This window comes from Microbacterium paludicola (assembly GCF_015235415.1).
In the GTDB taxonomy this organism is placed as follows: Bacteria; Actinomycetota; Actinomycetes; order Actinomycetales; family Microbacteriaceae; genus Microbacterium; species Microbacterium paludicola.
On record NZ_JADGLL010000015.1, the window covers coordinates 1 to 23,193 of the forward strand.

23 protein-coding genes and 1 pseudogene are annotated in these 23,193 nt (G+C 72.3%); 15 read left to right on the plus strand and 9 right to left on the minus strand.

Going from position 1 to position 23,193, the window contains the following annotated elements; genetic code table 11:
* The first annotated feature begins 77 nt into the window (after positions 1-77).
* The 4 genes from IR155_RS07780 to IR155_RS07795 all read left to right on the plus strand — a co-directional run bounded on the left by IR155_RS07780 (position 78) and on the right by IR155_RS07795 (position 4,177).
* Complete coding sequence (locus IR155_RS07780; protein ID WP_135114276.1) at positions 78-1,985, plus strand: TPM domain-containing protein; 1,908 nt, start codon at positions 78-80, stop codon at positions 1,983-1,985.
* A gap of 56 nt (positions 1,986-2,041) precedes the next feature.
* Complete coding sequence (locus IR155_RS07785) at positions 2,042-2,779, plus strand: PspA/IM30 family protein (RefSeq protein ID WP_135114277.1); 738 nt, start codon at positions 2,042-2,044, stop codon at positions 2,777-2,779.
* 91 nt (positions 2,780-2,870) lie between these two features.
* Positions 2,871-3,695 (plus strand): arginase family protein, encoded by an 825-nt coding sequence (locus IR155_RS07790; RefSeq protein ID WP_135114278.1) that lies wholly within the window; start codon positions 2,871-2,873, stop codon positions 3,693-3,695.
* Between the two features lie 83 nt (positions 3,696-3,778).
* Positions 3,779-4,177, plus strand: a complete 399-nt coding sequence (locus IR155_RS07795) for a Fe-S oxidoreductase (protein ID WP_135114332.1) — start codon at positions 3,779-3,781, stop codon at positions 4,175-4,177.
* A 28-nt stretch (positions 4,178-4,205) separates the two neighbouring features.
* Here IR155_RS07795 and IR155_RS07800 read toward each other — a convergent pair whose 3' ends face one another.
* From IR155_RS07800 to IR155_RS07810, 3 genes are read right to left on the minus strand one after another with little or no spacing between them, the layout of a single operon-like run.
* Positions 4,206-4,694: an SIP domain-containing protein gene (locus IR155_RS07800; protein ID WP_135114279.1), complete on the minus strand. Its 489-nt coding sequence runs from the start codon at positions 4,692-4,694 to the stop codon at positions 4,206-4,208.
* Positions 4,695-4,753: 59 nt separating this feature from the next.
* Entirely contained in the window at positions 4,754-5,458 is a 705-nt protein-coding gene (locus tag IR155_RS07805) for a tyrosine-protein phosphatase (protein WP_135114280.1), read from the minus strand.
* A gap of 10 nt (positions 5,459-5,468) precedes the next feature.
* Positions 5,469-5,960 (minus strand): carboxymuconolactone decarboxylase family protein, encoded by a 492-nt coding sequence (locus tag IR155_RS07810; RefSeq protein ID WP_135114281.1) that lies wholly within the window; start codon positions 5,958-5,960, stop codon positions 5,469-5,471.
* A gap of 214 nt (positions 5,961-6,174) precedes the next feature.
* Between IR155_RS07810 and IR155_RS07815 the strand changes: the two genes are divergently transcribed.
* Genes IR155_RS07815 through IR155_RS07840 form a run of 6 tightly spaced genes read left to right on the plus strand, consistent with a single transcriptional unit; the run spans position 6,175 to position 12,267 of the window.
* A complete protein-coding gene (locus IR155_RS07815; RefSeq protein ID WP_322783513.1) occupies positions 6,175-7,182 on the plus strand; it encodes an alpha/beta fold hydrolase in 1,008 nt (335 codons plus the stop codon).
* A 50-nt stretch (positions 7,183-7,232) separates the two neighbouring features.
* Positions 7,233-8,753 carry an ABC transporter substrate-binding protein gene (locus IR155_RS07820; RefSeq protein WP_135114282.1) on the plus strand — a complete coding sequence of 507 codons (1,521 nt, stop codon included), beginning with the start codon at positions 7,233-7,235 and terminating at the stop codon, positions 8,751-8,753.
* A gap of 38 nt (positions 8,754-8,791) precedes the next feature.
* On the plus strand, positions 8,792-9,742 hold the full coding sequence (locus IR155_RS07825) for an ABC transporter permease (protein WP_135114283.1): 951 nt from the start codon (positions 8,792-8,794) through the stop codon (positions 9,740-9,742).
* Positions 9,739-10,626 (plus strand): ABC transporter permease, encoded by an 888-nt coding sequence (locus tag IR155_RS07830; RefSeq protein WP_135114284.1) that lies wholly within the window; start codon positions 9,739-9,741, stop codon positions 10,624-10,626. Before IR155_RS07825 ends, IR155_RS07830 begins: the two co-directional genes overlap by 4 nt.
* Positions 10,627-10,684: 58 nt before the next feature.
* Positions 10,685-11,482, plus strand: coding sequence for an ABC transporter ATP-binding protein (locus IR155_RS07835; RefSeq protein WP_135114285.1), 798 nt, complete (start codon positions 10,685-10,687; stop codon positions 11,480-11,482).
* Positions 11,479-12,267 carry an ABC transporter ATP-binding protein gene (locus tag IR155_RS07840; RefSeq protein ID WP_135114286.1) on the plus strand — a complete coding sequence of 263 codons (789 nt, stop codon included), beginning with the start codon at positions 11,479-11,481 and terminating at the stop codon, positions 12,265-12,267. Before IR155_RS07835 ends, IR155_RS07840 begins: the two co-directional genes overlap by 4 nt.
* Before the next feature lie 28 nt (positions 12,268-12,295).
* Here IR155_RS07840 and IR155_RS07845 read toward each other — a convergent pair.
* A pseudogene (locus tag IR155_RS07845) lies at positions 12,296-13,327 on the minus strand (aldo/keto reductase).
* A 42-nt stretch (positions 13,328-13,369) separates the two neighbouring features.
* Here IR155_RS07845 and pdxR point away from each other — a divergent pair.
* Positions 13,370-14,755 carry a MocR-like pyridoxine biosynthesis transcription factor PdxR gene (gene pdxR / locus IR155_RS07850; RefSeq protein WP_135114287.1) on the plus strand — a complete coding sequence of 462 codons (1,386 nt, stop codon included), beginning with the start codon at positions 13,370-13,372 and terminating at the stop codon, positions 14,753-14,755.
* Between the two features lie 25 nt (positions 14,756-14,780).
* Here pdxR and IR155_RS07855 read toward each other — a convergent pair whose 3' ends face one another.
* Positions 14,781-15,209 (minus strand): DUF4190 domain-containing protein, encoded by a 429-nt coding sequence (locus tag IR155_RS07855; protein ID WP_135114288.1) that lies wholly within the window; start codon positions 15,207-15,209, stop codon positions 14,781-14,783.
* Between the two features lie 247 nt (positions 15,210-15,456).
* On the opposite strand from IR155_RS07855, the gene IR155_RS07860 reads away from it, so the two are divergent.
* The 4 genes from IR155_RS07860 to IR155_RS07875 are packed head-to-tail and all read left to right on the plus strand — an operon-like array spanning position 15,457 to position 20,260.
* Positions 15,457-16,416, plus strand: coding sequence for a PhnD/SsuA/transferrin family substrate-binding protein (locus IR155_RS07860; RefSeq protein ID WP_167760737.1), 960 nt, complete (start codon positions 15,457-15,459; stop codon positions 16,414-16,416).
* A gap of 45 nt (positions 16,417-16,461) precedes the next feature.
* Positions 16,462-17,364, plus strand: coding sequence for a phosphonate ABC transporter ATP-binding protein (gene phnC, locus IR155_RS07865; RefSeq protein ID WP_135114290.1), 903 nt, complete (start codon positions 16,462-16,464; stop codon positions 17,362-17,364).
* Positions 17,361-19,181: a PhnE/PtxC family ABC transporter permease gene (locus IR155_RS07870; protein ID WP_135114291.1), complete on the plus strand. Its 1,821-nt coding sequence runs from the start codon at positions 17,361-17,363 to the stop codon at positions 19,179-19,181. The genes phnC and IR155_RS07870 overlap by 4 nt, the downstream gene beginning before the upstream one ends.
* Complete coding sequence (locus tag IR155_RS07875) at positions 19,181-20,260, plus strand: TIGR03364 family FAD-dependent oxidoreductase (RefSeq protein ID WP_135114292.1); 1,080 nt, start codon at positions 19,181-19,183, stop codon at positions 20,258-20,260. Before IR155_RS07870 ends, IR155_RS07875 begins: the two co-directional genes overlap by 1 nt.
* A 269-nt stretch (positions 20,261-20,529) precedes the next feature.
* On the opposite strand, the gene IR155_RS07880 is transcribed toward IR155_RS07875, so the two are convergent.
* Genes IR155_RS07880 through IR155_RS07895 form a run of 4 tightly spaced genes read right to left on the minus strand, consistent with a single transcriptional unit; the run spans position 20,530 to position 23,190 of the window.
* Positions 20,530-21,156 (minus strand): GNAT family N-acetyltransferase, encoded by a 627-nt coding sequence (locus IR155_RS07880; RefSeq protein WP_135114293.1) that lies wholly within the window; start codon positions 21,154-21,156, stop codon positions 20,530-20,532.
* 10 nt (positions 21,157-21,166) lie between these two features.
* Complete coding sequence (locus IR155_RS07885; protein ID WP_135114294.1) at positions 21,167-21,859, minus strand: uracil-DNA glycosylase; 693 nt, start codon at positions 21,857-21,859, stop codon at positions 21,167-21,169.
* A 1-nt stretch (position 21,860) separates the two neighbouring features.
* Positions 21,861-22,367, minus strand: a complete 507-nt coding sequence (locus tag IR155_RS07890) for a phosphoribosyltransferase (RefSeq protein ID WP_135114295.1) — start codon at positions 22,365-22,367, stop codon at positions 21,861-21,863.
* A gap of 28 nt (positions 22,368-22,395) precedes the next feature.
* Positions 22,396-23,190 (minus strand): SDR family oxidoreductase, encoded by a 795-nt coding sequence (locus IR155_RS07895; RefSeq protein ID WP_135114296.1) that lies wholly within the window; start codon positions 23,188-23,190, stop codon positions 22,396-22,398.
* Positions 23,191-23,193 lie beyond the last annotated feature (3 nt).

Here is a 23,193-nt window from a genome sequence, read left to right on the forward strand (position 1 = left end):
CGCTCCTCCCGCGGCGGCGGAATGGGCGGCGGGTTCGGCGGCGGTCGCAGCGGGCGCCGGGGCGGCGGGCGCTTCTGATGCGACGCGCGACCTGTGCGGCGGTGCTCGTGGGCGCCCTCACGCTCGCGCCGCTCGCCGCTGCGGGTGCCGAGCCCGCAGAGCTCGAGTCCGATCACGTCACCGACCGCGCGGGCGTCCTGACCGCCACGGAGGAGCGCCGGCTCGAGGATCGGCTCGCGGCCCTCGCCGAGAAGGACGACCGGCCGGAGCTGTACGTCGTCTTCGTCGACGACTTCGAGGACCCGTCGAACGCACTGCAGTGGGCCGATCGCACCGCCCAGCTCAACAACCTCGCCCCGGATCAGTACCTGCTCGCGGTCGCGACGGAGGGCCGCGCCGTCGCGATCTCGGGCGAGTACGAGGAGGACGGCGGCGGGCCGCTGTCCGAGGAGCGCGTTCTCGAGATCGAGGACGGCGTGGGCTCCGGCTACTTCGCCGACGAGGACTGGGCGGGCGGCGTCGACTACGCCGCGGCCGAGTTCGACGAGGTGCCCCCGCCGTGGTGGGTGTGGGCCCTCGGTCTCGCGGGGCTCGCCCTCGTTGTCTTCCTCATCGTGCAGTTCGTGCTGCTCGGCCGCCGCAAGGCCGCCCGCGCCCTCGAGCTGCGCACGCTCGAAGGTCAGAAGAAGCGCGCGTCGATCACCCTCGTGCGCACGGATGAGGCCCTGCGCACGAGCGAGCAGGAGCTCGGCTTCGTCACCGCCGAGTTCGGCGAGGAGGCGACCGCGGACTTCTCCGCCGTGCTGGCCGAGGGTCGTGCGAAGCTCGACCGCGCGTTCGAGCTGCAACGGCAGCTGGAGGATGCGACCGAGGACTCGGACGCCGACACACGCTCCTGGACCGACGAGATCCTCGCCCTGTGCGGGCAGGTCGACCGCTCGCTGAACGAGCGCACGCGCAAGCTCTCGGAGCTGCGAGGGCTCGCCAAGGATGCCGCGGCGACGATCGAGCGCCTCACGAAAGCGCGCGCCGAGGCCGATTCCCTTGTGGCCACGGCGGAGGCGAAGCTCGCCGAGCTGGGCACGCGGGTGCCCGCCGAGCGGCTGACGGCCATCGCGGACGACCCCCAGCAGATGCGCGATCAGCTTCAGCACGCCGACCAGTGGCTCGCCCGGCTTCATGAAGCCGCGGCCTCGCGGAAGGCGACCGCCATCTCCACCGCCGTGCACGAGGTCGAGCGCGACCTCGCCGAGGTGGCAGAGCTCCACGCCGCCGTCACCGCGTTCGCCGCGTCGGTCGCGGTCGACGCGCCCGCGGTCGGATCCGTCGGGCCGGTCGCCGGCTCCCCCGCGCCGGCGCCGAGCACCCGCGACATCGACCGAGCCGACGCCGCGGTCCGCGCGGCCGAGGCGTCCGTCGCGGCACGTCCCGGTCAGCTGACGGTCGAGGGGCTGTCGACGCTCCGCTCGGCGCGGGAGGAACTGGCCCTCGGCTGGAGGGCCGCCGGAGACCCCGCGGCGCAGGCGGACCACGCGCGCTCAGCCCTTGCCCTCGCGCAGCAGGTGCAGCGGCTCGCCGGTGAGGCGCGGTCCTACGCGGCCTCCGGCACCCCGTCACGTCCGCGTCCGTCGATCCGGTCGTACGCGACGGATCCCGACGAGTCGGGCACCGGGATGAAGGCCGGAATCGGCGCGCTCAGCGGCGGCGCGGCCGGGTTCTTCGCGGGGCTCGGCGTCCTGGGCGACGAGGACGGGTCGGGCGCCGGCCTCGTCGTGCTGTTCATCCTCGGCGGCGCCGTCGTCGGCGCGCTCTCGGGCGCGTTCGGCGGCGACGGCGGCGGCGGGTCGTCGTCCGGATGGGGCGGGTCGTCGTCCCGCTCCTCCTGGTCGTCGCGGTCGTCGTCCCGGTCCTCCTTCAGCGGAGGATCCTCCCGATCCTCGTCGAGCAGCAGATCGTCCGGGCGCTCCGGCGGCCGGCGCTTCTAGACTCACCATCGAGCCCTCGATCCAACGAACCATCCACGCCAGACGAAAGGCACATCATGGCAAAGCAGTCAATCTTCGGGCGCATCTCGACGCTCATGAAGGCGAACATCAACGCCATCCTCGACCAGGCCGAGGACCCGGAGAAGATGCTCGACCAGCTGGTGCGCGACTACACCAACAACATCGCCGACGCCGAGGCCGCGATCGCCGAGACCATCGGCAACCTGCGTCTGCTCGAGCGCGACCACGCCGAGGACAAGCAGGCCGCGGCCGAGTGGGGCAACAAGGCCCTCGCCGCCAGCCGCAAGGCCGACGAGCTGCGCGCGTCGGGCGACACGGTCGACGCCGACAAGTTCGACGCCCTCGCCAAGGTGGCGCTGCAGCGTCAGATCTCGGCCGAGAACGAGGTCAAGGCCACGGCGCCGCAGCTCGAGGCCCAGAACGAGGTCGTCGAGAAGCTCAAGGCCGGCCTCAACGGCATGAAGGTCAAGCTCGAGCAGCTGCGGGGCAAGCGCAGCGAGCTGCTGGCCCGCCAGAAGACCGCCGAGGCCCAGACCCGCGTCGTCGACGCGGTCAAGTCCATCGACGTGCTCGACCCGACAAGCGAGCTCGGCCGCTTCGAGGAGAAGGTGCGCCGCGTCGAGGCACGTGCCGCCGGCCAGCAGGAGCTCGCCGCGTCGAGCCTCGACGCCCAGTTCGAGAGCCTCGAGGACCTCGGCGAGCTCACCGAGGTGGAGGCGCGCCTTGCCCAGCTCAAGTCGGGCGGCCAGCCGCAGGGCCAGCTCGGCCAGTAATCCCGTCCCGCCGCAGAGGCCGCGCCCGCTCGGGGTGCGGCCTCTGCCGTTTCCCGCCACCTTTCCGATCGATCCACGGCAGGATGGGGTGATGGCTCGCTTCGTCGTTGTGCCGCAGTGGCAGGGGTCGCCGTCCTCGCGCGCGATGGCGCACATCGACGGCACGGACGCGATCGCGGGCGATCTGCCGCGGTCGGCCTGCACGTTCGTCGAGGTGCCCCTCGAGGCCGGTGAGCCGCTCGGCACCGGCGTGCTGCGGGCGAGCGCGCTCATCCGCACCCGCGAGGCCCTGACCGCCGCGCTCGACGACGTCCCCGCCCCCGCGATCGTGGTGGGCGGCGACTGCTCGGTCTCGGTCGCCGCGATCGGCCACGCGGCCGCGCGGGACGACGGGCCGCTCGCGGTGGTGTGGTTCGACGCGCACGCCGACCTCCACACGCCGGACACATCCCCGAGCGGCGCCTACGCCGGCATGGCGCTGCGCGCCGTGATCGGCCAGGGTCCGGCAGGGCTCACGCTTCCGGATGGCGCCGTGGCGCCCGGCGGCGTGGTGCTGGCGGGGGTGCGCATGCTCGATCCCGAGGAGGACGAGCTGCTCGCCGACTCCGCGATCACGACGCTCGCCCCGTCGGATCTCACCGACCCCAAGGCGCTCGTCGCCGCGGTCGCGGCGACCGGCGCGAGCCGGGTCTACATCCACGTCGATCTGGATGTGCTCGACCCCGCCGACATCGCCGGCGTCTCGTCCCCCGAACCGTTCGGGGTGACCCCGGCCGCGCTCGTCGCGGCGATCGGCGCGGTGCGGGCGCGCCTGCCGCTCGCGGGAGCCACCGTCGCCGGCTTCACGCCGCAGACGCCGGCGGCGGCCGTCGAGGACATGGGCGCCATCCTGCGCATCATCGGGGCGCTCGCGTGATGCGCGTGGATCTCGCCGCACGGCACCCGCATGCCGAGCTCGCCGCGCTGCCGGAGGGCATCCGGACCCGCGCGGAACGCGCGCTGCGCACGGGCGACCGGATCGACCGGTTCATCCCCGGCTTCCTGCTCGACTCCCCACTCAGCCTCGTCGGCTACTGGTGGGGCACGGCGATCGGGTGGATCTGGGGCACGCTGTGGAGCACGGGCCCCGTCGAGCGCCGCGCCGGCCTGTGGGTGTTCCGCGGTCTGCCGGCGTGGGCCTTCCCGCGCGGCGGGGTGTGCGTCGGCGGCTGCTTCCTGACCGGCGACGCCCCGGTGACCGACCGGCTGCTCGCCCACGAGGCGGTCCACCGCGTGCAGTGGCGTCGGTATGGCTTCCTGATGCCGCTGCTCTACCTGCTCGCGGGTCGCGACGCCCTGCGCAACCGGTTCGAGATCGCCGCGGGCCTCCGCGCCGGCGGCTACGTGCGCACCCGCTGACGCGCGTCGTCCGGCGACCCGCGAGGGCTCAGCGGTCGGCGAAGATCCCGAAGCGCTCGGGGGTGCGGATGCGCTCGGGCGCGACGCCGAGGCGCTCGGTCAGGTGGTCGGCGATGTCGGCGGTGCCGAGGAACCCGCCGAGCAGATCGACCTGCGTGCGGTCGTCCTCGTCGCACATCATCTCGTCGGCCCACGCGGTGACAGCCCGCGTGAGGGCGGCGCCGGCAGCGCACGAGCGGCCGGTGCCGGGAGCTCCCGAGCGCGCGGAGCGGTCGAGCCAGGTGACGACCATGCGCGGCGGCGCCTCGACCTCGGCGATCCAGCCGGCGTCGGGGACCTCGATGAAGATCCGGCCGGTGGCGCAGAACGGCAGCGTCGTCAGCAGGAGCTCGAGGTCGCCGAGCGAGTGCTCGTCGGCCGTCACGAGGTGCTGCACGCGCGTGTGACGCGAGGCCCGGCAGGCGGAGGCGCTGTGCTCGCCGCGGGTACCCGGGATGCGCTGGTCGACGGAGGTCATGATGCCCCCAGTCTACGCCCTTTTGAGGGTTGCCTTACCTCACCCCCGAAGGGCGGGAGTCACGCCTCGATGAGGGTCCGGCGCAGCTGGGCGAGCTCGTCGTCAGTCATGCCGTGCTCGCGCAGGTAGTCGCCGGCGGAGCCGTGCTCGGCCCGCACCTGCGCGAGCACGTCGCGCATCACCGGCGCCGGCGACTTCGTGGCGAGCTCCTCGAGGTGCTTCGCGTCGGGGTAGGCCTCGCGGATCCGCGCGAGCATCCTGTCGCCGCGCCAGGCGGGGAGGTTCTGCTCGGTGAGCGCGTAGTCGGCGACGACCGCGTCCTCGTCCACCCCGGCCGCGGCGAGCGCGAGCGCGACCGTGATGCCGGTGCGATCCTTGCCGACCGTGCAGTGGATGACGACGGGCTCGGCCCCGAGGATGCCCCGAATGGCCGTGACGAGGCGATCGCCGGAGCGCTCGAGCAGCGCGCGGTACATCTGCGCGAGCGAGATGTCCTCGACGAAGAAGGAGGTGACGGAGCCGAGGAACAGCGGCACGCGGAGGGTCTCCACGTCCCCCACCCGGCTCGGCGCGTGCGCGACCTCGTCGTCGGAGCGCAGATCGATGACCCGCCGCACCCCGAGCTCCCGGAAGGCCACTCCGCCGACCTCGTCGACGCCGGCGAGGTTGCCCGAGCGGTAGAGGACGCCCGAGCGCGTGCGCGATCCGCCCGCCGGCAGACCGCCGATGTCGCGGAAGTTGACCGCGCCGGGCACAAGACTCATCGCCCGCCCCTCACGCCTGCGTCGCGGGAGCGGCCGCGCCGCCCTCGCGCGGCGGCACCGGGTAGCGTCCCGCGATGACGACCCGGTTGAACGCGTTGATCGAGATGGCGAGCCAGCTGACCCCGAGGTACTCCTTCTCGCTCAGCACGGCGCCCACGCGGTCGTACACGTCGTCGGGGATGCCGCCGCGGTGGATGAACGTGTAGGCCTCGGCGAGCTCGAGCGCCGCGCGCTCGCGCTCGGTGAACACCCCCGACTCGCGCCACACGGGAAGCTGGGCGAGATCGTCGTAGCCGATGCCGGCGGCGAGGCCGCGGTCGGAGTGGATGCGCGTGCAGTACGCGCAGGAGTTCAGCTGCGAGCAGTGAAGCAGCACCAGTTCCTTCAGCCGATCGTCGACGCCGTTCTCCTTGGCGATGCGGCCGACCTCGCGCGAGAAGGCATCGAGTGCCTTGTACGCGGTCGGCTCCGACTTCGAAAGATGCACGCGCGGCTGGGCCATGCTGACACCCTATCGAGCAGGATGGACCCTGGCACGAAAGCGCCTCCGGATCAGAGTGCACGCTCATCTTTCGAACGAAAGGTGAATGTGCTCAGGTTTCCGCCGTGCATTTGCGCACATCGATCCGCGATTTCCCCGTGTCGCCGAATCGGCGGCACAATGGGACCCGCGCGGCGCATCCGGCGTCGCCCTCCTCCGACCGGAAGCCGCCCTCGTGACCGAGACTCCCGCCGCCGCCATGGCGGATGACGCGCGCGATGAGTTCTCCTATCTGCCGGGTCAGGCAGCCCACCTGGGAGCGGCCGTCCCCGCCGCGGATCGCCTCCGGCTCGATCTGCCGGACGGGCGCGTGCTCAGCGCGGTGCGCCTGGGCGCGCAGCGGCCGCGGATCGTGCTGCTGCACGGCGCGGGCCTGAACGCCCACACCTGGGACACCACCTCCCTCTCCCTCGGCGAGGCCGTGCTGGCGGTCGACCTCCCCGGGCACGGCGACTCGTCCTGGCGGGACGACGCGGACTACCGGCCCCGCACCCTCGCCCCCGACGTCATCCGCGGCATCGAGGCCTGGACGGACGGGCCCGTGGTGCTCGTCGGCCACTCGCTCGGCGGCCTCACCGCGGCCGCGGTCGCCGCGGCGCGCCCCGACCTCGTCGCGGCGCTGCTGCTCATCGACATCACGCCGGGCGCGGCGGGCGGCAGCGGCTCGGCCGAGCTGCGCCGCTTCTACGAGGAGACGGTGTTCGACTCGCGCGAGGCGGTCGTCGAGCGCGCCACGGCATTCGGGCTCGGCGGCACGCTCGAGGACACCCGCCGCGGCGTCTTCCACAACACCCGCGTGCGCGCGGATGGACGCGTCGAGTGGAAGCACCACTTCGCACGCCTCGCCCAGCAGGCCCTCGCGGCCCCCGCGGAGGGCTCGCCGGCCCCGCTCGTCGACGACAGCTCGTGGGACGACCTCGCGTCGGTCGCCGCGCCCCTCACGCTCGTGCGCGCCACGCGCGGCTACATCGACGACGAGGCGGCGGCCGAGTTCGCGCACCGGCTCCCGGGCGCCGCCTTGGTCGAGCTGGATGCCCCGCACAACGTGCAGGAGGTCGCCCCGGGCGCCCTCGCAGCACTGATCTCGTCGGCGCTGCGCGCCGCCGGCCCCTCGCTTCCCCCGACCACCGTCGCAGCGCCCCTCGGCGCCGCCGCGGCTGACCCCACCGCGGATCCGGCCTGACCGGCGATCCGCACGGCGCACCCGAGCGCCGCCCGCTCCGAGAGGACACAATGCACAGCTTCTTCACCCGCCGCCCCCGCCGCCTCGCGGTCGCGGGCCTCGCCGTCGTCGCGGCGGCCCTCGCCGGCTGCACGACGGCCCCGACGACCGTCGGCCCCACGGGCGAGCCCGAGCCCCAGGCGACCCTGCGCCTGGGCATCCCGCTGACCCCCGAGAACATGGACATCCGCCACACGGCGGGCGTCGCGCTCGAGCAGATCCTGATCGACAACGTCTACGAGGGTCTCGTCGCCCGCACCGCCGAGAACGAGATCGTGCCGTCGCTCGCGACCGAGTACGAGGTCTCCCCCGACGGCCTGCAGTACACGTTCACGCTGAACCAGGGTGTGAAGTTCCACGGGGGCGGCGACCTCACCGCCTCCGACGTCGTCTCCAGCTACAACGCCGTCCGCGAGGACGAGGCGCTGCGCGGTCACGCCGAGCTGGCGCACGTCGTGTCGGTCGAGGCCCCGGACGAGCACACCGTCGTGCTGACGCTCGATGCCCCCGACCAGAACCTCCTCTTCTGGCTCACGGGGCCCGCGGGCCTGGTCTTCGACGAGGGCGACGAGACCGACCTGCGCACCGCCGCCAACGGCACCGGGCCCTTCCGCCTCGACGACTTCACCAAGGGCGTGGGCGCGACGCTCACGCGCTTCGACGAGTACTGGGGCGAGGCCAGCGGTGTCGCGGCCGTCGAGGTCTCGTACATCCCCGACCCCACCGCGGCCCTGAACGCGGTGCTCGACGGCAGCGTCGACGTCTTCAACCGGATCCTTCCCGAGTTCGCCCCCGAGATCGAGGGTGTGAACGGGTTCACGGTCACGCGCGGCCGCTCCACCTCCGAGGGCACGCTCGCGTTCAACAACGCCGTGGCACCCTTCGACGACGTGCGCGTGCGCGAGGCGCTGCGCCGCGCGATCGACCACAACGCGCTCGTGGAGGCCCTCGGCGGCGGCACCGTCCTCTACGGCCCGGTGCCCGAACTCGACCCCGGCTACGAGGATCTCACCGGTGTCGCCGACTACGACCCCGAGGCGGCCCGCCAGCTGCTCGCCGACGCCGGCCAGGACGACCTGACGCTCGAGCTGACGATCCCGAACCACTACAGCACCACGATCGCGACGTACCTCGTCTCGGCGTTCCACGACATCGGCGTGGAGCTGAAGGTCAACACCGTCGAGTTCTCCACGTGGATCGACGACGTGTACACGAACAAGGACTACCAGCTGAGCTTCGTCGAGCACGCCGAGCCCCGCGACTTCGCGAACTACGCGAACCCGGGCTACTACTTCGGCTACGACAACCCCGAGGTGCAGGAGTTGTACGCGGAGGCGATCGCCGCCGTCGACCCGGCGGAATCGGCCGAGCTCATCGCGCAGGCGGCCCGCATCGTGTCCGAGGACCACGCGGCAGACTGGCTGTATGTGGCGGACGAGATCACGGCCGTGGGCCCCGGCGTCGAGGGCTTCCCCGTCGACTCGACCACGTCGCGCATCGACCTCTCGGCCGTCACCCTGGCGACCGAGTGACGCGGAACCGGTGACGCGCTCCGCATGATCCGCATCGCATGATCCGCTACCTGCTCACGCGGCTGGTCCTCCTCGCGGTGGGCCTGCTCCTGGCGAGCGCGCTGATCTTCACGGTGCTGCGCGTGCTTCCGGGCGACGTCGCACAGCTGATCGCGGGGACTCAGGGATCCGCCGCGCAGGTCGCCGCCATCCGGGAGCAGCTGGGCCTCGACCGGCCGCTTCCCGAGCAGTACCTGTCCTGGATCGGCGGCGTGCTGACCGGTGACCTGGGCTCGTCCCTCCTGACAGGTGCCCCGGTCGCCGATCAGCTGTGGCAGAAGGCCCAGGTCACGGTGCCGCTCGGCATCCTGTCGATGCTCGTCGCGCTGCTGATTGCGGTGCCCTTCGGCGTGCTCTCGGCCGTGCGTCGCGGCCGCGCCGACGGCACCGCCCTCAGCGTCGCCTCGCAGGCTCTCGCCGCGGTGCCGGTGGTGTGGGCGGGGATGATGCTCGCCGTGCTGTTCGCGGTCGTGCTGGGCTGGCTTCCCGCCCAGGGGTTCCCGCGATCCGGCTGGCGCACCCCCGACCTCGCGCTGCGCTCGCTCATCCTTCCCGCGCTGACGATCGGCATCGTCGAGGGGGCGATGCTGATGCGGTTCGTCCGCAGCGCGACGCTGCAGGCGATCGGGCAGGACTTCGTCCGCACGGGAGCCGCGAAGGGGCTCACCCGCACCCAGTCGCTCATCCGGCACGGTCTTCCCTCGGTCGGTCTGTCCATCGTCACGGTCCTGGGGCTTCAGGTGGCGGGAATCGTGGTCGGCGCGGTCGTGATCGAGCAGGTGTTCAACCTGCCGGGGATCGGCCGGATGCTGGCGACGGACGTCGGAGCCCGGGATCTGATGATGGTGCAGGGCGAGCTGCTCGTGCTCACCGGCCTCGTGCTGCTCATCGGCTTCGTCGTCGACCTCGTCCACCACGCGATCGACCCCCGGCAGCGGGAGGCGGCATGAACACGCTCTCCCGCCTGTGGCGCCTGTCGACCGGCCGGTTCGGCCTGATCGCCGTCGCCGTCATCGGCATCACCGCGATCGCCTCCCTGTTCTGGACGCCCTTCGATCCGAGGAGCGTCGACATCGCCGCGCGCTGGGGGATGCCCGGCTGGCCGCACCTGCTCGGCACCGACGGAACGGGTCGCGACATCCTGAGCCTGCTGATGGTCGGCGCGCGCACGACGATCCTCGTCGCGGTCGGCGCCGGGCTCGTCGCGACGGCCGTCGGCATCCTGCTCGCCGCGCTCGGCGCGCTGACCCCGCGCTGGACGCGCGAGGCGGTCGCCGTGCTCATCGACATCCTGATCGCCTTCCCCGTCCTGCTGATCGCCATGATGATCTCCTCGGTCTGGGGCGGATCGCTCTGGGTCGTCGTGTGGTCGGTGGGCATCGGGTTCGGCGTCAGCATCGCGCGCGTGACGCGCCCCGAGCTGCGGCGCGTGCGCGGCAGCGACTACGTGCTCGCGGGGCAGGCGTCCGGGCTGACCGCGCTGCAGAACCTGCGCACCCATCTGCTCCCCAACGTGGCGCCCGTGTTCATCGTGCAGCTGTCGTGGTCGATGGCGGTCGCCGTGCTCGCCGAGGCCGGGCTGTCCTACCTCGGCTTCGGCGCATCCGTGACGTCGCCGTCGTGGGGGCTGCTGCTCGCCGAGCTGCAGCAGTACCTGCAGATCCACCCGCTCTCGGTGGTGTGGCCGGGCCTGGCGATCACGCTCACGGTGCTCGCCCTCAACCTGCTCGGCGACGCGCTGCGGGAGGCGACGGATCCGACCCTCCGCGGCCGCGACGCGGCCCCGCACGGCCCCCGCGCGATCCCCCACACGACGCCGGGGGTGGTCGCATGATGCGGTGCCGGAGGCTCCTCATTGCATGCGATGTACTGAGCGAGCGGAGCGAGTCGAAGTGACGCTCGAGGTGCAGGATCTCGCGATCGAGATCGGCGGCCGCCGCGTCGTCGACGGGATCTCCTTCGCCGTGCCGGACGGAGCCCGCGTCGGGCTGATCGGCGAGTCGGGATCGGGCAAGTCCCTCACCGCGCTCGCGATCCTCGGCCTCCTCCCCGACGGCGCGACCGCGCACGGAAGCATCCGGTGGAACGGGCGCGAGCTGATCGGATTGCGCGACCGCGAGCTCGCGACCCTCCGCGGCGACGAGCTCGGCATCGTGTTCCAGGAGCCGCAGACCGCGCTCAACCCGATCCGGACGGTCGGCCGTCAGATCGCCGAGTCGGTGCGGATCCACCGCGACGTCTCCCGCGCGGAGGCGCGCCGCATCGCCGTGACGGAGGCCCGGCGGGTGCGGCTTCCCGACCCCGAGACGATCGTGCGACGCTACCCGCACCAGCTCTCGGGCGGGCAGCGTCAGCGCGTCGCGATCGCGATGGCCCTCGCCTGCGAGCCCCGCCTGCTGATCGCGGACGAGCCGACGACGGCGCTCGACGTCACCATCCAGGCCGAGATCCTGCAGCTGCTGCTGGGGCTCGTCGCCGACAGCGGGATGTCGCTGGTCTTCATCACGCACGACCTCGCCGTGCTGTCGCAGGTCGCGACGCACGGGGTCGTGCTGGAACACGGTCGCGTCGTCGAGGAGGGACCGGTCGCGCAGCTGCTGTCGGCACCCGCCCATCCCGTGACGCAGGGCCTGCTGCGCGACGCGACCGCGACGCTCTGGCGGCCGTCGTCGGGAGGGGCTCCGTCATGAGCGAACCGCTGATCCGCGCGCGCGGGGTGAGCCGCCGCTACCTGCTCCCCCGCGAGACGCTGTTCTCGCCGCGCCGCGAGAACGTCGCCCTCACCCCGACCGACCTCGACGTCGCCGAGGGGTCGGCGCTGGGCGTCATCGGCGAATCCGGATCGGGCAAGTCCACGCTCATCCGGCTGCTGCTGGGCCTCGACCGGCCCACCACCGGCACCGTCGAGTTCGACGGGCGGTCGGTGGACGCGGCGGCGTCGGCCCGCTCGCTTCACTGGCTGCGGCGCGAGACCGGCATCGTGTTCCAGGATCCGTACGCCTCGCTGGATCCGCGGATGACGGTCGAGCGGATCGTCGCCGAGCCTCTCTGGGCCCTCGGCGTCGACGGCGACCACGCGGCACGGGTGCGCGAGGTGCTCGCCGACGTGGGCCTCGAACCCGAGATGGCGTCGCGGTACCCGCACGAGTTCTCGGGCGGGCAGCGCCAGCGCATCGCGCTCGCCCGGGCGATCGCGCACCGCCCGCGCGTGCTCGTGGGCGACGAGCCCCTCTCGGCGCTCGACGTCACCGTGCGCGCCCAGATCCTCGAGCTGCTCGCCGGGCTGCGTGCGCGCGACGGGCTCACCCTTGTGCTCGTGTCGCACGACATCGGCGTGGTCCAGAGCCTGTGCGACACGGTCGCCGTCATGAAGGACGGCGCCGTCGTCGAACACGGCACGACCTCGGATGTGCTGCTGCGACCCCAGCACGACTACACGCGGCGCCTGCTCGCCGCGATCCCCACGATCGGCTGAGCGCCCTGAGGCACGGACCGGATCCGAGCTAGGCCCGCGCCCTCAGCTGCTCGATCGCCTCGAGCTCGTCGGGAGCCAGCGGACCACGCGCCTCCGCCGCGAGGCAGGCCTCGAGCTCGGCGCGGTTCTTGACGCCGAGCACGACCGTCGCGATCCCCGGCGCGGTGAGCGCCCAGCGGTGCGCGAGGTCCTCGGGCGTCTGCCCGAGCTCTGCGGCCAGCGCCCGGAAGCCCGCGGCGCGCGCGAAGTCCCGGGCCACGGTGCTGTCCGGCTCGACGGCGCGGTCGATGCCGCTCGTCAGCGCTCCCGCGGCGACCGCCCGGATGCCGACCACCGGCACGCCGGCCGCGCCGGCCGCCTCGACGGCCTCCTCCTGCGCCGGCCGCGGCTCGTCGCCGAACATCCACATGTCGCCCGCGAGATCCAGCGCGTTGACCGCGAGCTGCACCGCATCGGGCCGCTCCTACGCGGCGAGCGCGGCCTGAACGGCATCCGGGTGGCCATGCCCGGTGATGCCCCAGGCTCGGATGGTGCCCGCGTCGCGCAGCCGGATGAGCTCGGGCACAACGAGCTCGGCGCACCGATCCCAGCCGATCATGTTGTTCGTCGGCTCGGAGGCCCCGGGGCGCCGCAGCTGGCTGTGCACAAGCAGCAGGTCGAGGTGTTCGAGGCCGAGGCGCTCGAGGCTGGCGGTGAGGCTCTCGCCGATGCGCGCCACCGGATCGGCCACCTCGTCGTCGGGAACCTGCACCTTGGTTGTGACGAGCGGGGGCGAGCCGCGCCACGTGCGCAGGGCCTCGCCCACCACCACCTCGGATTCGCTGCCGGGGCCGTAGCTCGGCGCGACGTCGAGGTGGGTGATGCCGCCGTCGAGCGCGGCGTGCACGGTGGCGATCGCCTCGGCGCGATCCGTCGCGCCCCAGACGCCGCCGATCCCGCCGCCGCCGAGCGACAGCGCGCTGACCGTTCCCAACCGTCCGAACGGGCGTGTCTCCATAAGTCCTCCTGACCGTCCCGGCCCGCGACCGCGGGCCTCTGCGCATCCACTCTCGTCCGCCATGGACTGGGGCAACAGACCAATCGGGCCTCTATAATCCGGACCATGAGCACGGCGGGCCAGGTGGATATCGGCCTGTTCCTGGACCTGGAGAGCCGGAACGGGCCGCGTCACCAGCGCGCCGCGGCCGCGGTTCGCGACGCCATCCGCGCCGGCCGCCTTGCCCCCGGCGAACGACTGCCCGCCTCCCGCGCGCTTGCCGCCGACCTCGGCGTCTCGCGATGGGTCGTGGTCGAGGCATATGAGCAGCTCACGGCAGAGGGCTACCTCGAGGCGAGGCGCGGTGCCGGCACCACGGTTGCTCGCGCGGCCGCGGCGCAGGCGGGACCACGGGATGACCTCCCCTCCGTGCCGCCCGGCGGCAAGCAGCCGCACCTCGACCTGAGACCGGGCCAGCCGGATCTCTCCGCGTTCCCGCGATCCGCCTGGCAGCGCGCCTACGTCGCCGCGGCACGATCCGCAGCCACCGACGAGCTCGGGTACCCGGCCGCCGCCGGCATGCCGACCCTGCGGCGCACGATCGCCCACTATCTCCGCCGCGTGCGCGGCATCAGTGCGAGCCCGGATGAGGTGGTGATCACCCTCGGCACCGCGACCGGTGTGAGGCTGCTCGCGCGCGCCCTCGTCGCACGGGGAGCCTCCGAGCTGGTCGTCGAAGAGCCAGGGTGGCAGGTGCTGCCCTCGGTCGCCCGCGACTGCGGGCTGAGGATCACACCCCGGGCCGTGGACGAGGAGGGGCTGGTGGTCGAGGGGCTCCCCGGCGCCGACGCCGCGCTGGTCACGCCCGCCCACCAGTTCCCGTCCGGGGCGGCGATGTCACCGGAGAGGCGGCGGGGACTCCTCGCCTGGGCGTCGGCGCGGGGAGCGTTTGTGATCGAGGACGACTACGACGCCGAGTTCCGCTACGACCGCCGCCCGGTCGGCGCCCTCGCCGGTCTTGATCGTCGTCGCGTCGCCTACCTCGGCTCGGTCAGCAAGACCCTCGCTCCCGGGCTCCGCCTCGGCTGGCTGGTAGCCCCGCCCGAGCTGCGTCCGGCGCTCGACGTGGTGCTTCCGCTGCATGCGCTGCCGTCCGCGCTGGATCAGCTCGCCCTCGCACGGCTGATGGAGTCCGGCGCGTACGACCGGCACCTCCGCACGATGCGCCACAGATACCGCGAGCGCCGCGACGCGCTGGTGGCGGCGCTGCGTCGCGAATCGCCCGGGACCGTCGTCGGCGGGATCGCGGCGGGTCTTCATCTGTCGCTTCCGCTGGGCGACCCCGGGAGGGCTCAGGAGGTCGCCGCCTCCCTGGCCCGAGCCGGGGTGCTCGTCGCCGGCCCGGAGCGCTACTCGAGCACGTCGACCGGTGCGATCGTGCTCAGCTACGCCCGGCTCCCCGTCGAACGCGCGCCGGAGGCGGCCCGCCTCATCGCCCGATCCCTGCGCTGACTCGCTCCGCCGACGGCGCCGATGCTCAGCTGAGGCTGCCGGCGCTCCCCACGGCTGCGAGGAAGAACGCCCCGAGAACCACAGCGAACACGAGGAAGAGCAGGGTGAGCACAAGGAAGATGTAGCCGAGCACAAGACCCGTGATCGCCATCCCCTTGCCGCCGAGGCCGTCGCGCCGGATCTGGCCGAGCGCGACGTGACCGAAGATGACCGCCGCGAGCGGGAGCAGCGGCGTGAACCAGCCGATGACGGGAATCCACGAGACGAAGACCGGGAAGAACGACAGGATCCCGAGGATCATCGCCGTGATCGCCGTCCCGCTGTTGCGGGGTCCGGCGGGCACGAGGTAGGCCGGGGCGTACACCTGCATCGGCTGCGACGGCGCATACTGCGGCTGCGTCGGCGGCTGCAGCGACTGCGGCTGATGCTGCGTCGGCTGATCCGGATACGTCATGCAGCTCCCCCTCGGTCTGCGCTGTGCGCGGTGCGCTCTGAGCGTAGCGGTCCGACAGGAGGCGAGGGACCGCGGCGCATTCCCGCACCGCGCCGCGTGCGACGGACCTTCACAGCTCGTTCACCTTCGGGCCACCGTCACGACAGGCGGATGGGGAGCGGTCCCCCTATGTTGCCGGAGTCGGCCATACAGCTCGACTTGTCCCGGGCCGGCATCCTCCTGCATTCCACATACCCGGAAGGTACTCATGCAGACCACCCTTAAGCGCGGCCTCGCGCTGACCGCGGGCCTCACGCTCGCATTCGGACTCGCCGCCTGCTCGTCCACCCCGGCGGCGGAGGAAACCCCCGCCGGCGAGGCGCCCGCCGCAGAGGCCCCCGCGACCGAGGGCACGTTCGCGAAGGACGAGAACACGATCGTCTTCGCCACGCTCCCCGACCACGAGGGCGCCGAGCAGGACGCTCAGCCGATCGCCGACTGGATCGCCGAGATCACCGGCAAGAACGTCGAGCTGTACCAGGCCACCGACTACACCGCCGTCGTGCAGGGCCTCGCGTCCGACAAGATCGATGTGGCGCAGATCTCCGCCTTCACCTACTACCAGACGCAGGCGGCAGGCGGCGAGATCGAGCCCATCGGCGCGCAGATCACGGAGGAGGGCGCCGAGCCCGGCTACTTCTCGGTCGCCATCAAGAACCCGGCCGCCACCGACGTCGCGTCGCTCGCCGACTTCGCCGACCAGCCGATCTGCTTCGTCAACCCGACCTCGACCTCGGGCTTCGCCGTCCCCATGGGCGGCCTGCTCGACGCCGGCGTGACCGTCGCGGAGGAGAACCGCCTCTTCGGCGAGGAGCACGACCTCAACGCGGCGAAGGTCGCCGAGGGCGTCGACTGCCAGGTCGGCTTCGCGCAGGACGTGGACGCCGACCCGCTGATCGAGGCCGGCGAGCTCGAGGAGGTCGACCGCGTGCAGGTTCCGGCCGCCCCGATCGTCATGCAGTCGGCTCTGCCGCAGGACGTCAAGGACCAGCTGACCGCCGCCATCGCCGACTCCACGCAGGAGTCGCTCACCGACGCGGGCATCGAGCTGAACGACTTCCTCAAGGAGAGCTGGTTCGGCTTCGGCAAGGTCGACGACGCGTACTACGACCTGATCCGCACCCTCTGCACCGAGATCGCCGACGAGGTCGAGGCCTGCCGCGCGTAAGCGCCGCACGCCCCTCCCCCTCGGACACAGCGAAAGCACACTGAGATGACGAACAGCGACACCCCCACCGCCACGGCGGTTCAGATCACCGATCTGGGCAAGACCTATCCCGGGGCCACCGGGCCGGCCTTGACGGGGGTGTCGCTGTCCGTCGCTCCCGGCGAGATCGTCGTCCTGCTGGGCCTGTCCGGCTCCGGCAAGTCGACCCTCCTCCGCCACATCAACGGTCTCGAGACCCCGAGCACCGGCTCGGTCGTGTCGCTCGGTCACGACGTCGCCTCGCTGAAGGGCCGCGCGCTGCGCGAGCTGCGCGGCCGCGTCGGCTTCATCTTCCAGCAGTTCGAGCTCGTCGGTCCGCTGACCGTGCTCGAGAACGTGCTGACCGGCGCGCTGTCGACCCTCGGCGGTCCGCGCGTCGGCCTCTTCATGTACCCCAAGTCCCTGCGCGAGAAGGCGCTCGGCCACCTCGACCGCGTCGGTCTGCTCGAACGCGCCTACCAGCGCGCCGACACACTCTCCGGCGGCCAGCAGCAGCGCGTGGCGATCGCCCGCGCCCTCATGCAGGATCCGGACATCCTGCTCGCCGACGAGCCGGTCGCATCCCTCGACCCGGAATCCAGCAGCCAGGTGATGGCCCTCATCCGCGAGATCGCGGCCGAGCGCGGCCTCACCGTCGTCTGCTCGCTTCACCAGGTCGACCTCGCGCTCAGCTGGGGCGACCGGATCGTCGGCCTGCGCGCCGGCGAGGTCGTGCTCGACATGACGACCGAGAACCTCACGCGCGAGCAGGTCATGGAGATCTACGGCCGCGTCGCCACGACGACGGCAGAGATCGACGCGGTCACCGCCGAGCTCGCCGAGGCTCGCGAGCAGGTGCTCGCGGCCGAGATCCGCCGCAACGCCGGCGAGCGCCTGCAGCAGGGCTTCGCCGAGGAGGACCCGTCGTGACGGCTCCCGCCGTCCAGGTCGGACTCGCCGACCGCATCACAGCCGTCCCGCGTCCCGCTCCGCGGCTGTCGACCGTCGTGTCGTACGCCGTCATCATCGGGGTGCTGGGCCTCGGGGTGTGGTCGTTCATCGCGCTCGACTACAACCTCGCGAACTTCGGCACCACGGGCGACAACATCGCACGATTCCTGAACTCGGCGACGCCCATGCAGTGGCCCGGGTTCGAGGTGATGGCGACCGTGGGCGCCGGCGGCGCCAAGGTCTTCACGATCGAGTGGGTCGGCTGGGAGCCGGTCGGGCACATGATCGAGGCAATCGCGATCACGCTCGCGATCACGATCGCCGCGACGTTCCTGTCCGCCCTCCTCTCCATCCCCGTCGCCTACGGCGCCGCCCAGAACACGACTCCCGGTCCGACCGTGATGGCGATCTGCCGCGGCATCGGCGTGCTCGCCCGCGCGGTGCCCGACATCGTCTTCGTCGTGTTCTTCGCGTTCCTCTGGTTCAACTCGGGCACGCTGCCGGCGATCGTCGCCGTCGCCCTCCACTCCGTCGGCATGATCTCGAAGATGTTCGCGGACGCCATCGAGCAGATCGACGAGGGCCCGCGCCTCGCGGTGCGCTCGGCCGGCGGGTCGAAGATCCAGGAGTTCTGGACGGGCGTCGTGCCGCAGGCCCTGCCCGCGTGGATCGCCGTCACCCTCCACCGCGCTGACATCAACCTGCGCGGCACGGTCATCCTCGGCGTCGTCGGCGTCGTGGGTCTCGGCTACGACCTCGACGAGGCTCTGCACGCCGGCCCCTCGGGCCTGCGCCGCGTCATCCCGCTCGTGCTCGTGATCATCGTGCTGTGCCTGGCGTTCGAGATCATCTCGTCGCTTGTGCGCGCCCGCCTGCTCGGCGTCGAGCCCACGGGCAAACGCCTCGGCGACGTCGTCGCGCGGGCCGCATCGAAGAACAAGGCCGCGGCGCCCGCGCTGGCCGCCGTGGCCGCCGAGCGCGACCCCGACAAGCGCATCGCGAACGCCCTGAAGCGTCCCTGGGATCGCCGTCGCCTCGCGTCGACGATCTGGATCTGGGTCGGCATCGCCGTCGTCGTCGCCTCCTTCCTCTACTGCGCGCCCAACGTGGCGAAGATCTTCGCCCCCGAGTGGGACCAGGTGAACAACCCCGCCCTCGACCGCGCCCTGTGGCCGCCCACGATCGGCGATCGCACCTGGGCCGTGGTGCTCGATGCCGTGCTGACGACGCTGAAGGTCGCGTTCACGGCGACCCTGATCGCCGCGGTCATCTCGGCCTTCGTCGGCCCGCTGTCGGCGCGCAACGTCGCGCCGGCGCGCTGGGTGCGCAGCCTGTTCCGCGGCATCACGATCTTCCTACGCGCGGTGCCCGAGCTCGTCGTGGCCATCCTGTTCATCATCGCGACCGGCTTCGGCGCGCAGGCGGCGGCGCTCGCGCTCGGCGTCGGCGGCGTGGGCCTGCTCGGCAAGCTCATCGGCGACTCCATGGAGGAGGTGCCGAACGGCCCCGAGCGCGCGCTCTCCGCGGCGGGCGGCACGCGGCCGCAGGTGTTCTTCTCCTCGACCGTCCCGCTGTCGGTCCCGGCCCTCGTCAGCCACCTGATGTACGTGCTCGACCACAACATCCGCTCCGCGACGCTGCTCGGCGTCGTCGGCGCGGGCGGCATCGGCTTCCTGCTGCTCAACGCCCTGCAGGGACGTCACTTCGACCAGGTGAACGCCTTCCTGTTCGTGATCATCGCGATGGTGGTCGTCGTCGAGGGCGCGTCGGTCCTGATCCGCCGCGCCCTGAAGTGATGCCCGACCGCTACGACCTCGCGGTCGTCGGCGCCGGCATCCTCGGCCTCGGCCACGCCGCCGCGGCGATGGAGCGCGGGCTGAAGGTCGTCGTGGTCGACCGCGCCACGGCGATCACCGGCGCCACGGTGCGCAACTTCGGTCACGTCGGCACGACGATGCAGGCCGGCGAGGGCCGCGACTACGCGGAGCGGGCGCGGGAGCTGTGGCTGCGCTACGCACCGCGCGCCGGGTTCTGGCTGCGTCAGACCGGCACGCTCATGGTCGCGCACGCCGAGGACGAGCTCGCGGTGCTGAGCGAGTCGGTTCCCGGTCAGCTTCTGGACGGCGAGGCGGTGCGCCACCGCGTGCCGGTGCCCGGCGCGATCGGCGGCGCGTTCCTGCCACGCGATCTGCAGGTCGACCCGCGGGAGGCGGCGCCCCGGCTCGCCGACTACCTGTCGCGCCGCGGGGTCGACTTCCGCTGGCGCACCACCGCTCTCGGCGTCGAGCCCGGCATGCTGCACACGAGCCGCGGCGAGATCTCGGCGAGCGCGATCGTCTTCGCCGTGAACTTCGACGTCGACCACCTCTTCCCCGGGATCGCCGAGGAGCACGGGATCATCCGCTGCGGGCTCGACATGATGCTCGCCGACGGCGTCGGCCTCGGGGTGCCGCTGCTGACCGGATCGTCCCTGCTGCGGTACTCGGCGTTCGCCGGCACTCCCTCCGTCGCCCGGCTGCGGGACCGCCTGCATGCCGAGCAGCCCGAGCTGATCGCGCGAGACGTCAACCAGATGTACACCGAGCGTCCCGACGGCACGCTCGTCGTCGGCGACACGCACTACCGCGACGTGACCGTGACGCCGTTCCAGGACGAGGCGGCGTTCGAGCTGCTGGAGCGACGCGCGCGCGAGCTGTTCGGCCGATCCGAGCTGCGCATCCGCCAGCGCTGGCAGGGCGTCTACGCGTCGGCACCGCGGGACTTCCTGCGGGCCGCCCCGATGGACGGTGTGCGCGTCGTGTCGGTCACGACCGGCATCGGCATGACGACGGGCCTGGGCCTCGCCGAGTCGGTCGTGTCGGACCTGTTCGGCTGATCGCGCCGCGACCGGTCGTTGAGCGGAGTGAGCGCCAGCGAGGAGTCGAAGCCATCGGTCGTGGACCTGTTACGGCGGCTTCGACTCGCTGGCGCTCGCTCAGCCCGTTTCGACTCCGCTTCGCTCCGCTCAACGACCAGAAGGCGGAACGACCAGCGGGCGAGTCACCCACCGGTCGTTGAGCGGAGTGAGCGCCAGCGAACGCAGTCGAAACGGGTTGAGCGACGAGCGCCAGCGAGGAGTCGAAAGCAGCGGCGGTGCGCCGCGGGTCAGTCGTCGCTGCCGAAGATCCGCTTCAGCATGCCGGTCTTCTTCTTCGGGTTGAGCTGCTTCTGCAGGTACACGGTGCCGAGCCAGCGATCGAACTTGTAGCCGACCTTGCCCATCCGGCCCACCTCCACGAAGCCGAGCTTCTCGTGCAGCGCGATCGAGCTCTCGGCGCCCTTGTCGCTGATCACGGCGACGAGCTGGCGCAGGCCGATCTCCTCGCAGGCCTCGATGAGCGCCTCGAGCAGCGCGCGCCCGAGGCCCTTTCCCCGCGCCGCCTGGCCGAGGTAGATCGAGTTCTCCACCGTGTAGCGGAACGCCGACTTGCCCGCCCACGGCGACACCAGCGCGTATCCCAGCACCTGGCCGCTCGGGCTCACGGCCACGAGGAACGGCAGGCCGAGCTTCTGCAGGTGGTCGAACTTCTCGCGCCACCGCTTGTGGCTCCAGGCCTTCTCGTCGAAGGTGACCACCGAGTTGCGCACGTAGTAGTTGTAGATCTCGCGGATGTCGGGGATGTCCGCGGGCGTCGCCGGCCGGATCTCGTACGTGAAGGGCCGCTCGGGGGCGGGCCGCTTCTGCAGGTGCCGCGGCAGCACGCGGCGCTTCTGGTACTCCTCCTCCAGCATGGGTCTCAGCCTATGCCGGGATGCGCCAGTCGACCGGGGCCGCACCCTGCTGCTCGAGCAGCGAGTTCACGCGCGAGAACGGCCGGGACCCGAAGAACCCGCGGCTCGCCGACAGCGGCGAGGGGTGCGCCGACTCGACCCAGGGCGTCGCGCCGAGCATCGGCTTCAGGCCCGAGGCGTCGCGCCCCCACAGGATCGCGACGAGCGGCGCGTCCCGCTCGACGAGCGTGCGGATCGCGTGCTCGGTCACCTTCTCCCAGCCCCAGCCCCGGTGTGATGCGGGAGCGCCGGGGCGCACGGTGAGCACCCGGTTGAGCAGCATGACCCCCTGGTCGCTCCAGGCCGACAGTTCGCCGTGCGGGGCGGGCGCGATGCCGAGGTCGTCCTGCAGCTCGCGGTAGATGTTGCCGAGGCTCCGCGGCAGCGGGCGCACGTGCTTCTCGACCGCGAAGGACAGGCCGATCGGATGCCCCGGGGTCGGGTACGGATCCTGGCCGACGATCAGCACGCGCACGTCCGCGAGCGGCCGTTGGAACGCGCGCAGCACGTGCTCCCCGGCGGGCAGATACCCGTGCCCGGCGGCGACCTCGCCGCGCAGCCTCTCCCCGAGGGCGGCGATGTCGCCGGCGACGGGCGCGAGGGCCTCGGCCCAGCCCGGATCCATCAGTCCGGCCGCGGCGAGCTCCGGCAGCGTCATCGCCATGTCAGGCGGATGCCTCCAGGCCCGCGTCCTCCTCGCGCACGGTTCCCTTCCACGACCACGGGAAGTCGATCCACAGATCCGTCGCCTTCCAGGCGTAGTCCGGCTCGATGATCGTCGTCGGCTTGGTGTAGATCGTGACGGAGCGCACATCCGCTCCCCGCCCCTTGAGCAGGTCGACGGCGAGCGCGAGCGTGCGACCCGAGTCGGCGACGTCGTCGACGAGCAGCACGCGGCGTCCGTCGAGGTATGCCATGTCGAGCTCGGGCGGAAGCACCTCGGGCGCGTCGAGCACGGTGCCGATGCCGGTGTAGAACTCGACGTTCAGGGCACCGCAGTTCTTGGCGCCGAGGCCGTACGCGATCGCTCCGGCCGGCAGCAGCCCGCCGCGGGCGATCGCGACGACGACCTCCGGCTCGAAGCCGTCGGCGAGGATGCGCCGCGCGAGATCGCGGGTCGCTTCGCCGAAGCCGTCCCAGGTGAGCCGCTCGCGGATGTCGGTGTCTGCCACGCGGGTCCTTCCAGTAGTGTGTGGGTGATCAGTCGCGCGGCGTCAGGGGGCCGCGCGCAAGGATGTGCTGGGCCGACTGCGCGACGGGGCGCATCGTCACCAGGTCGAGGTTCACGTGGCCGGGCGCGTTCAGCGAGTAGGCGATCACGTCGGCGACGTCCTCGGCAACGAGCACGCCGTCCACGCCCTCGTACAACGCGTCCGCGGCGGCCTTGTCACCCAGGCGGTTGAGCGTGAACTCCTCGGTGTGAACCATGCCGGGGGCGATCTCGATCACCCGGATGGGCTCGCCGTTGAGCTCCTGCCGCAGGGCCTTGACCAGCATCCCCTCCCCCGCCTTGGCGGCGTTGTAGCCGCCGCCGCCCGGGTAGGCGACCTGCGCCGCGGTCGAGGTGACGAACAGGGTGTCCGCGTGGCCCGATCCGGATCGGATGGCGTCGCGCAGCTGGGGCAGCAGGGCCTTCACCAGACGCTGGGCCGAGAGCACGTTGACCTCGAACATCCAGGTCCAGTCGTCGGCGTCGCCGTCCTCGATGCGGTCGGTGCCGCGGGCGCCGCCGGCGACGTGGACGAGCGCCTGGATGCCGCCGGTGGCCGCGACGTGGGCGGCGAGCGCGTCGACGTCGGCCTGGGCGGTGAGGTCTGCCGCGAAGACGGCGGCACCGGTCTCATCCGCGAGGGCCTCGAGCCGATCGGCGCGGCGCGCGACGCCGAGCACGTCCCATCCGCTCGCCCGCAGGGCGCGCACCGTGGCGGCGCCGATCCCCGAGCTCGCTCCCGTCACGACCGCGCGCCGCGGGGCGCCTGCTTCGGTGTTCGTCACCTC

Excerpts from the sequence above, each read along its gene's own strand:
- IR155_RS07780 (WP_135114276.1), top strand. The coding sequence starts at position 78 with ATGCGACGCGCGACCTGTGCGGCGGTGCTCGTGGGCGCCCTCACGCTC.
- IR155_RS07785 (WP_135114277.1), top strand. The coding sequence starts at position 2,042 with ATGGCAAAGCAGTCAATCTTCGGGCGCATCTCGACGCTCATGAAGGCG.
- IR155_RS07790 (WP_135114278.1), top strand. The coding sequence starts at position 2,871 with ATGGCTCGCTTCGTCGTTGTGCCGCAGTGGCAGGGGTCGCCGTCCTCG.
- IR155_RS07800 (WP_135114279.1), bottom strand. The coding sequence starts at position 4,694 with ATGACCTCCGTCGACCAGCGCATCCCGGGTACCCGCGGCGAGCACAGC.
- IR155_RS07805 (WP_135114280.1), bottom strand. The coding sequence starts at position 5,458 with ATGAGTCTTGTGCCCGGCGCGGTCAACTTCCGCGACATCGGCGGTCTG.
- IR155_RS07810 (WP_135114281.1), bottom strand. The coding sequence starts at position 5,960 with ATGGCCCAGCCGCGCGTGCATCTTTCGAAGTCGGAGCCGACCGCGTAC.
- IR155_RS07820 (WP_135114282.1), top strand. The coding sequence starts at position 7,233 with ATGCACAGCTTCTTCACCCGCCGCCCCCGCCGCCTCGCGGTCGCGGGC.
- IR155_RS07825 (WP_135114283.1), top strand. The coding sequence starts at position 8,792 with ATGATCCGCTACCTGCTCACGCGGCTGGTCCTCCTCGCGGTGGGCCTG.
- IR155_RS07830 (WP_135114284.1), top strand. The coding sequence starts at position 9,739 with ATGAACACGCTCTCCCGCCTGTGGCGCCTGTCGACCGGCCGGTTCGGC.
- IR155_RS07840 (WP_135114286.1), top strand. The coding sequence starts at position 11,479 with ATGAGCGAACCGCTGATCCGCGCGCGCGGGGTGAGCCGCCGCTACCTG.
- pdxR (WP_135114287.1), top strand. The coding sequence starts at position 13,370 with ATGAGCACGGCGGGCCAGGTGGATATCGGCCTGTTCCTGGACCTGGAG.
- IR155_RS07855 (WP_135114288.1), bottom strand. The coding sequence starts at position 15,209 with ATGACGTATCCGGATCAGCCGACGCAGCATCAGCCGCAGTCGCTGCAG.
- IR155_RS07860 (WP_167760737.1), top strand. The coding sequence starts at position 15,457 with ATGCAGACCACCCTTAAGCGCGGCCTCGCGCTGACCGCGGGCCTCACG.
- phnC (WP_135114290.1), top strand. The coding sequence starts at position 16,462 with ATGACGAACAGCGACACCCCCACCGCCACGGCGGTTCAGATCACCGAT.
- IR155_RS07875 (WP_135114292.1), top strand. The coding sequence starts at position 19,181 with ATGCCCGACCGCTACGACCTCGCGGTCGTCGGCGCCGGCATCCTCGGC.
- IR155_RS07880 (WP_135114293.1), bottom strand. The coding sequence starts at position 21,156 with ATGCTGGAGGAGGAGTACCAGAAGCGCCGCGTGCTGCCGCGGCACCTG.
- IR155_RS07885 (WP_135114294.1), bottom strand. The coding sequence starts at position 21,859 with ATGGCGATGACGCTGCCGGAGCTCGCCGCGGCCGGACTGATGGATCCG.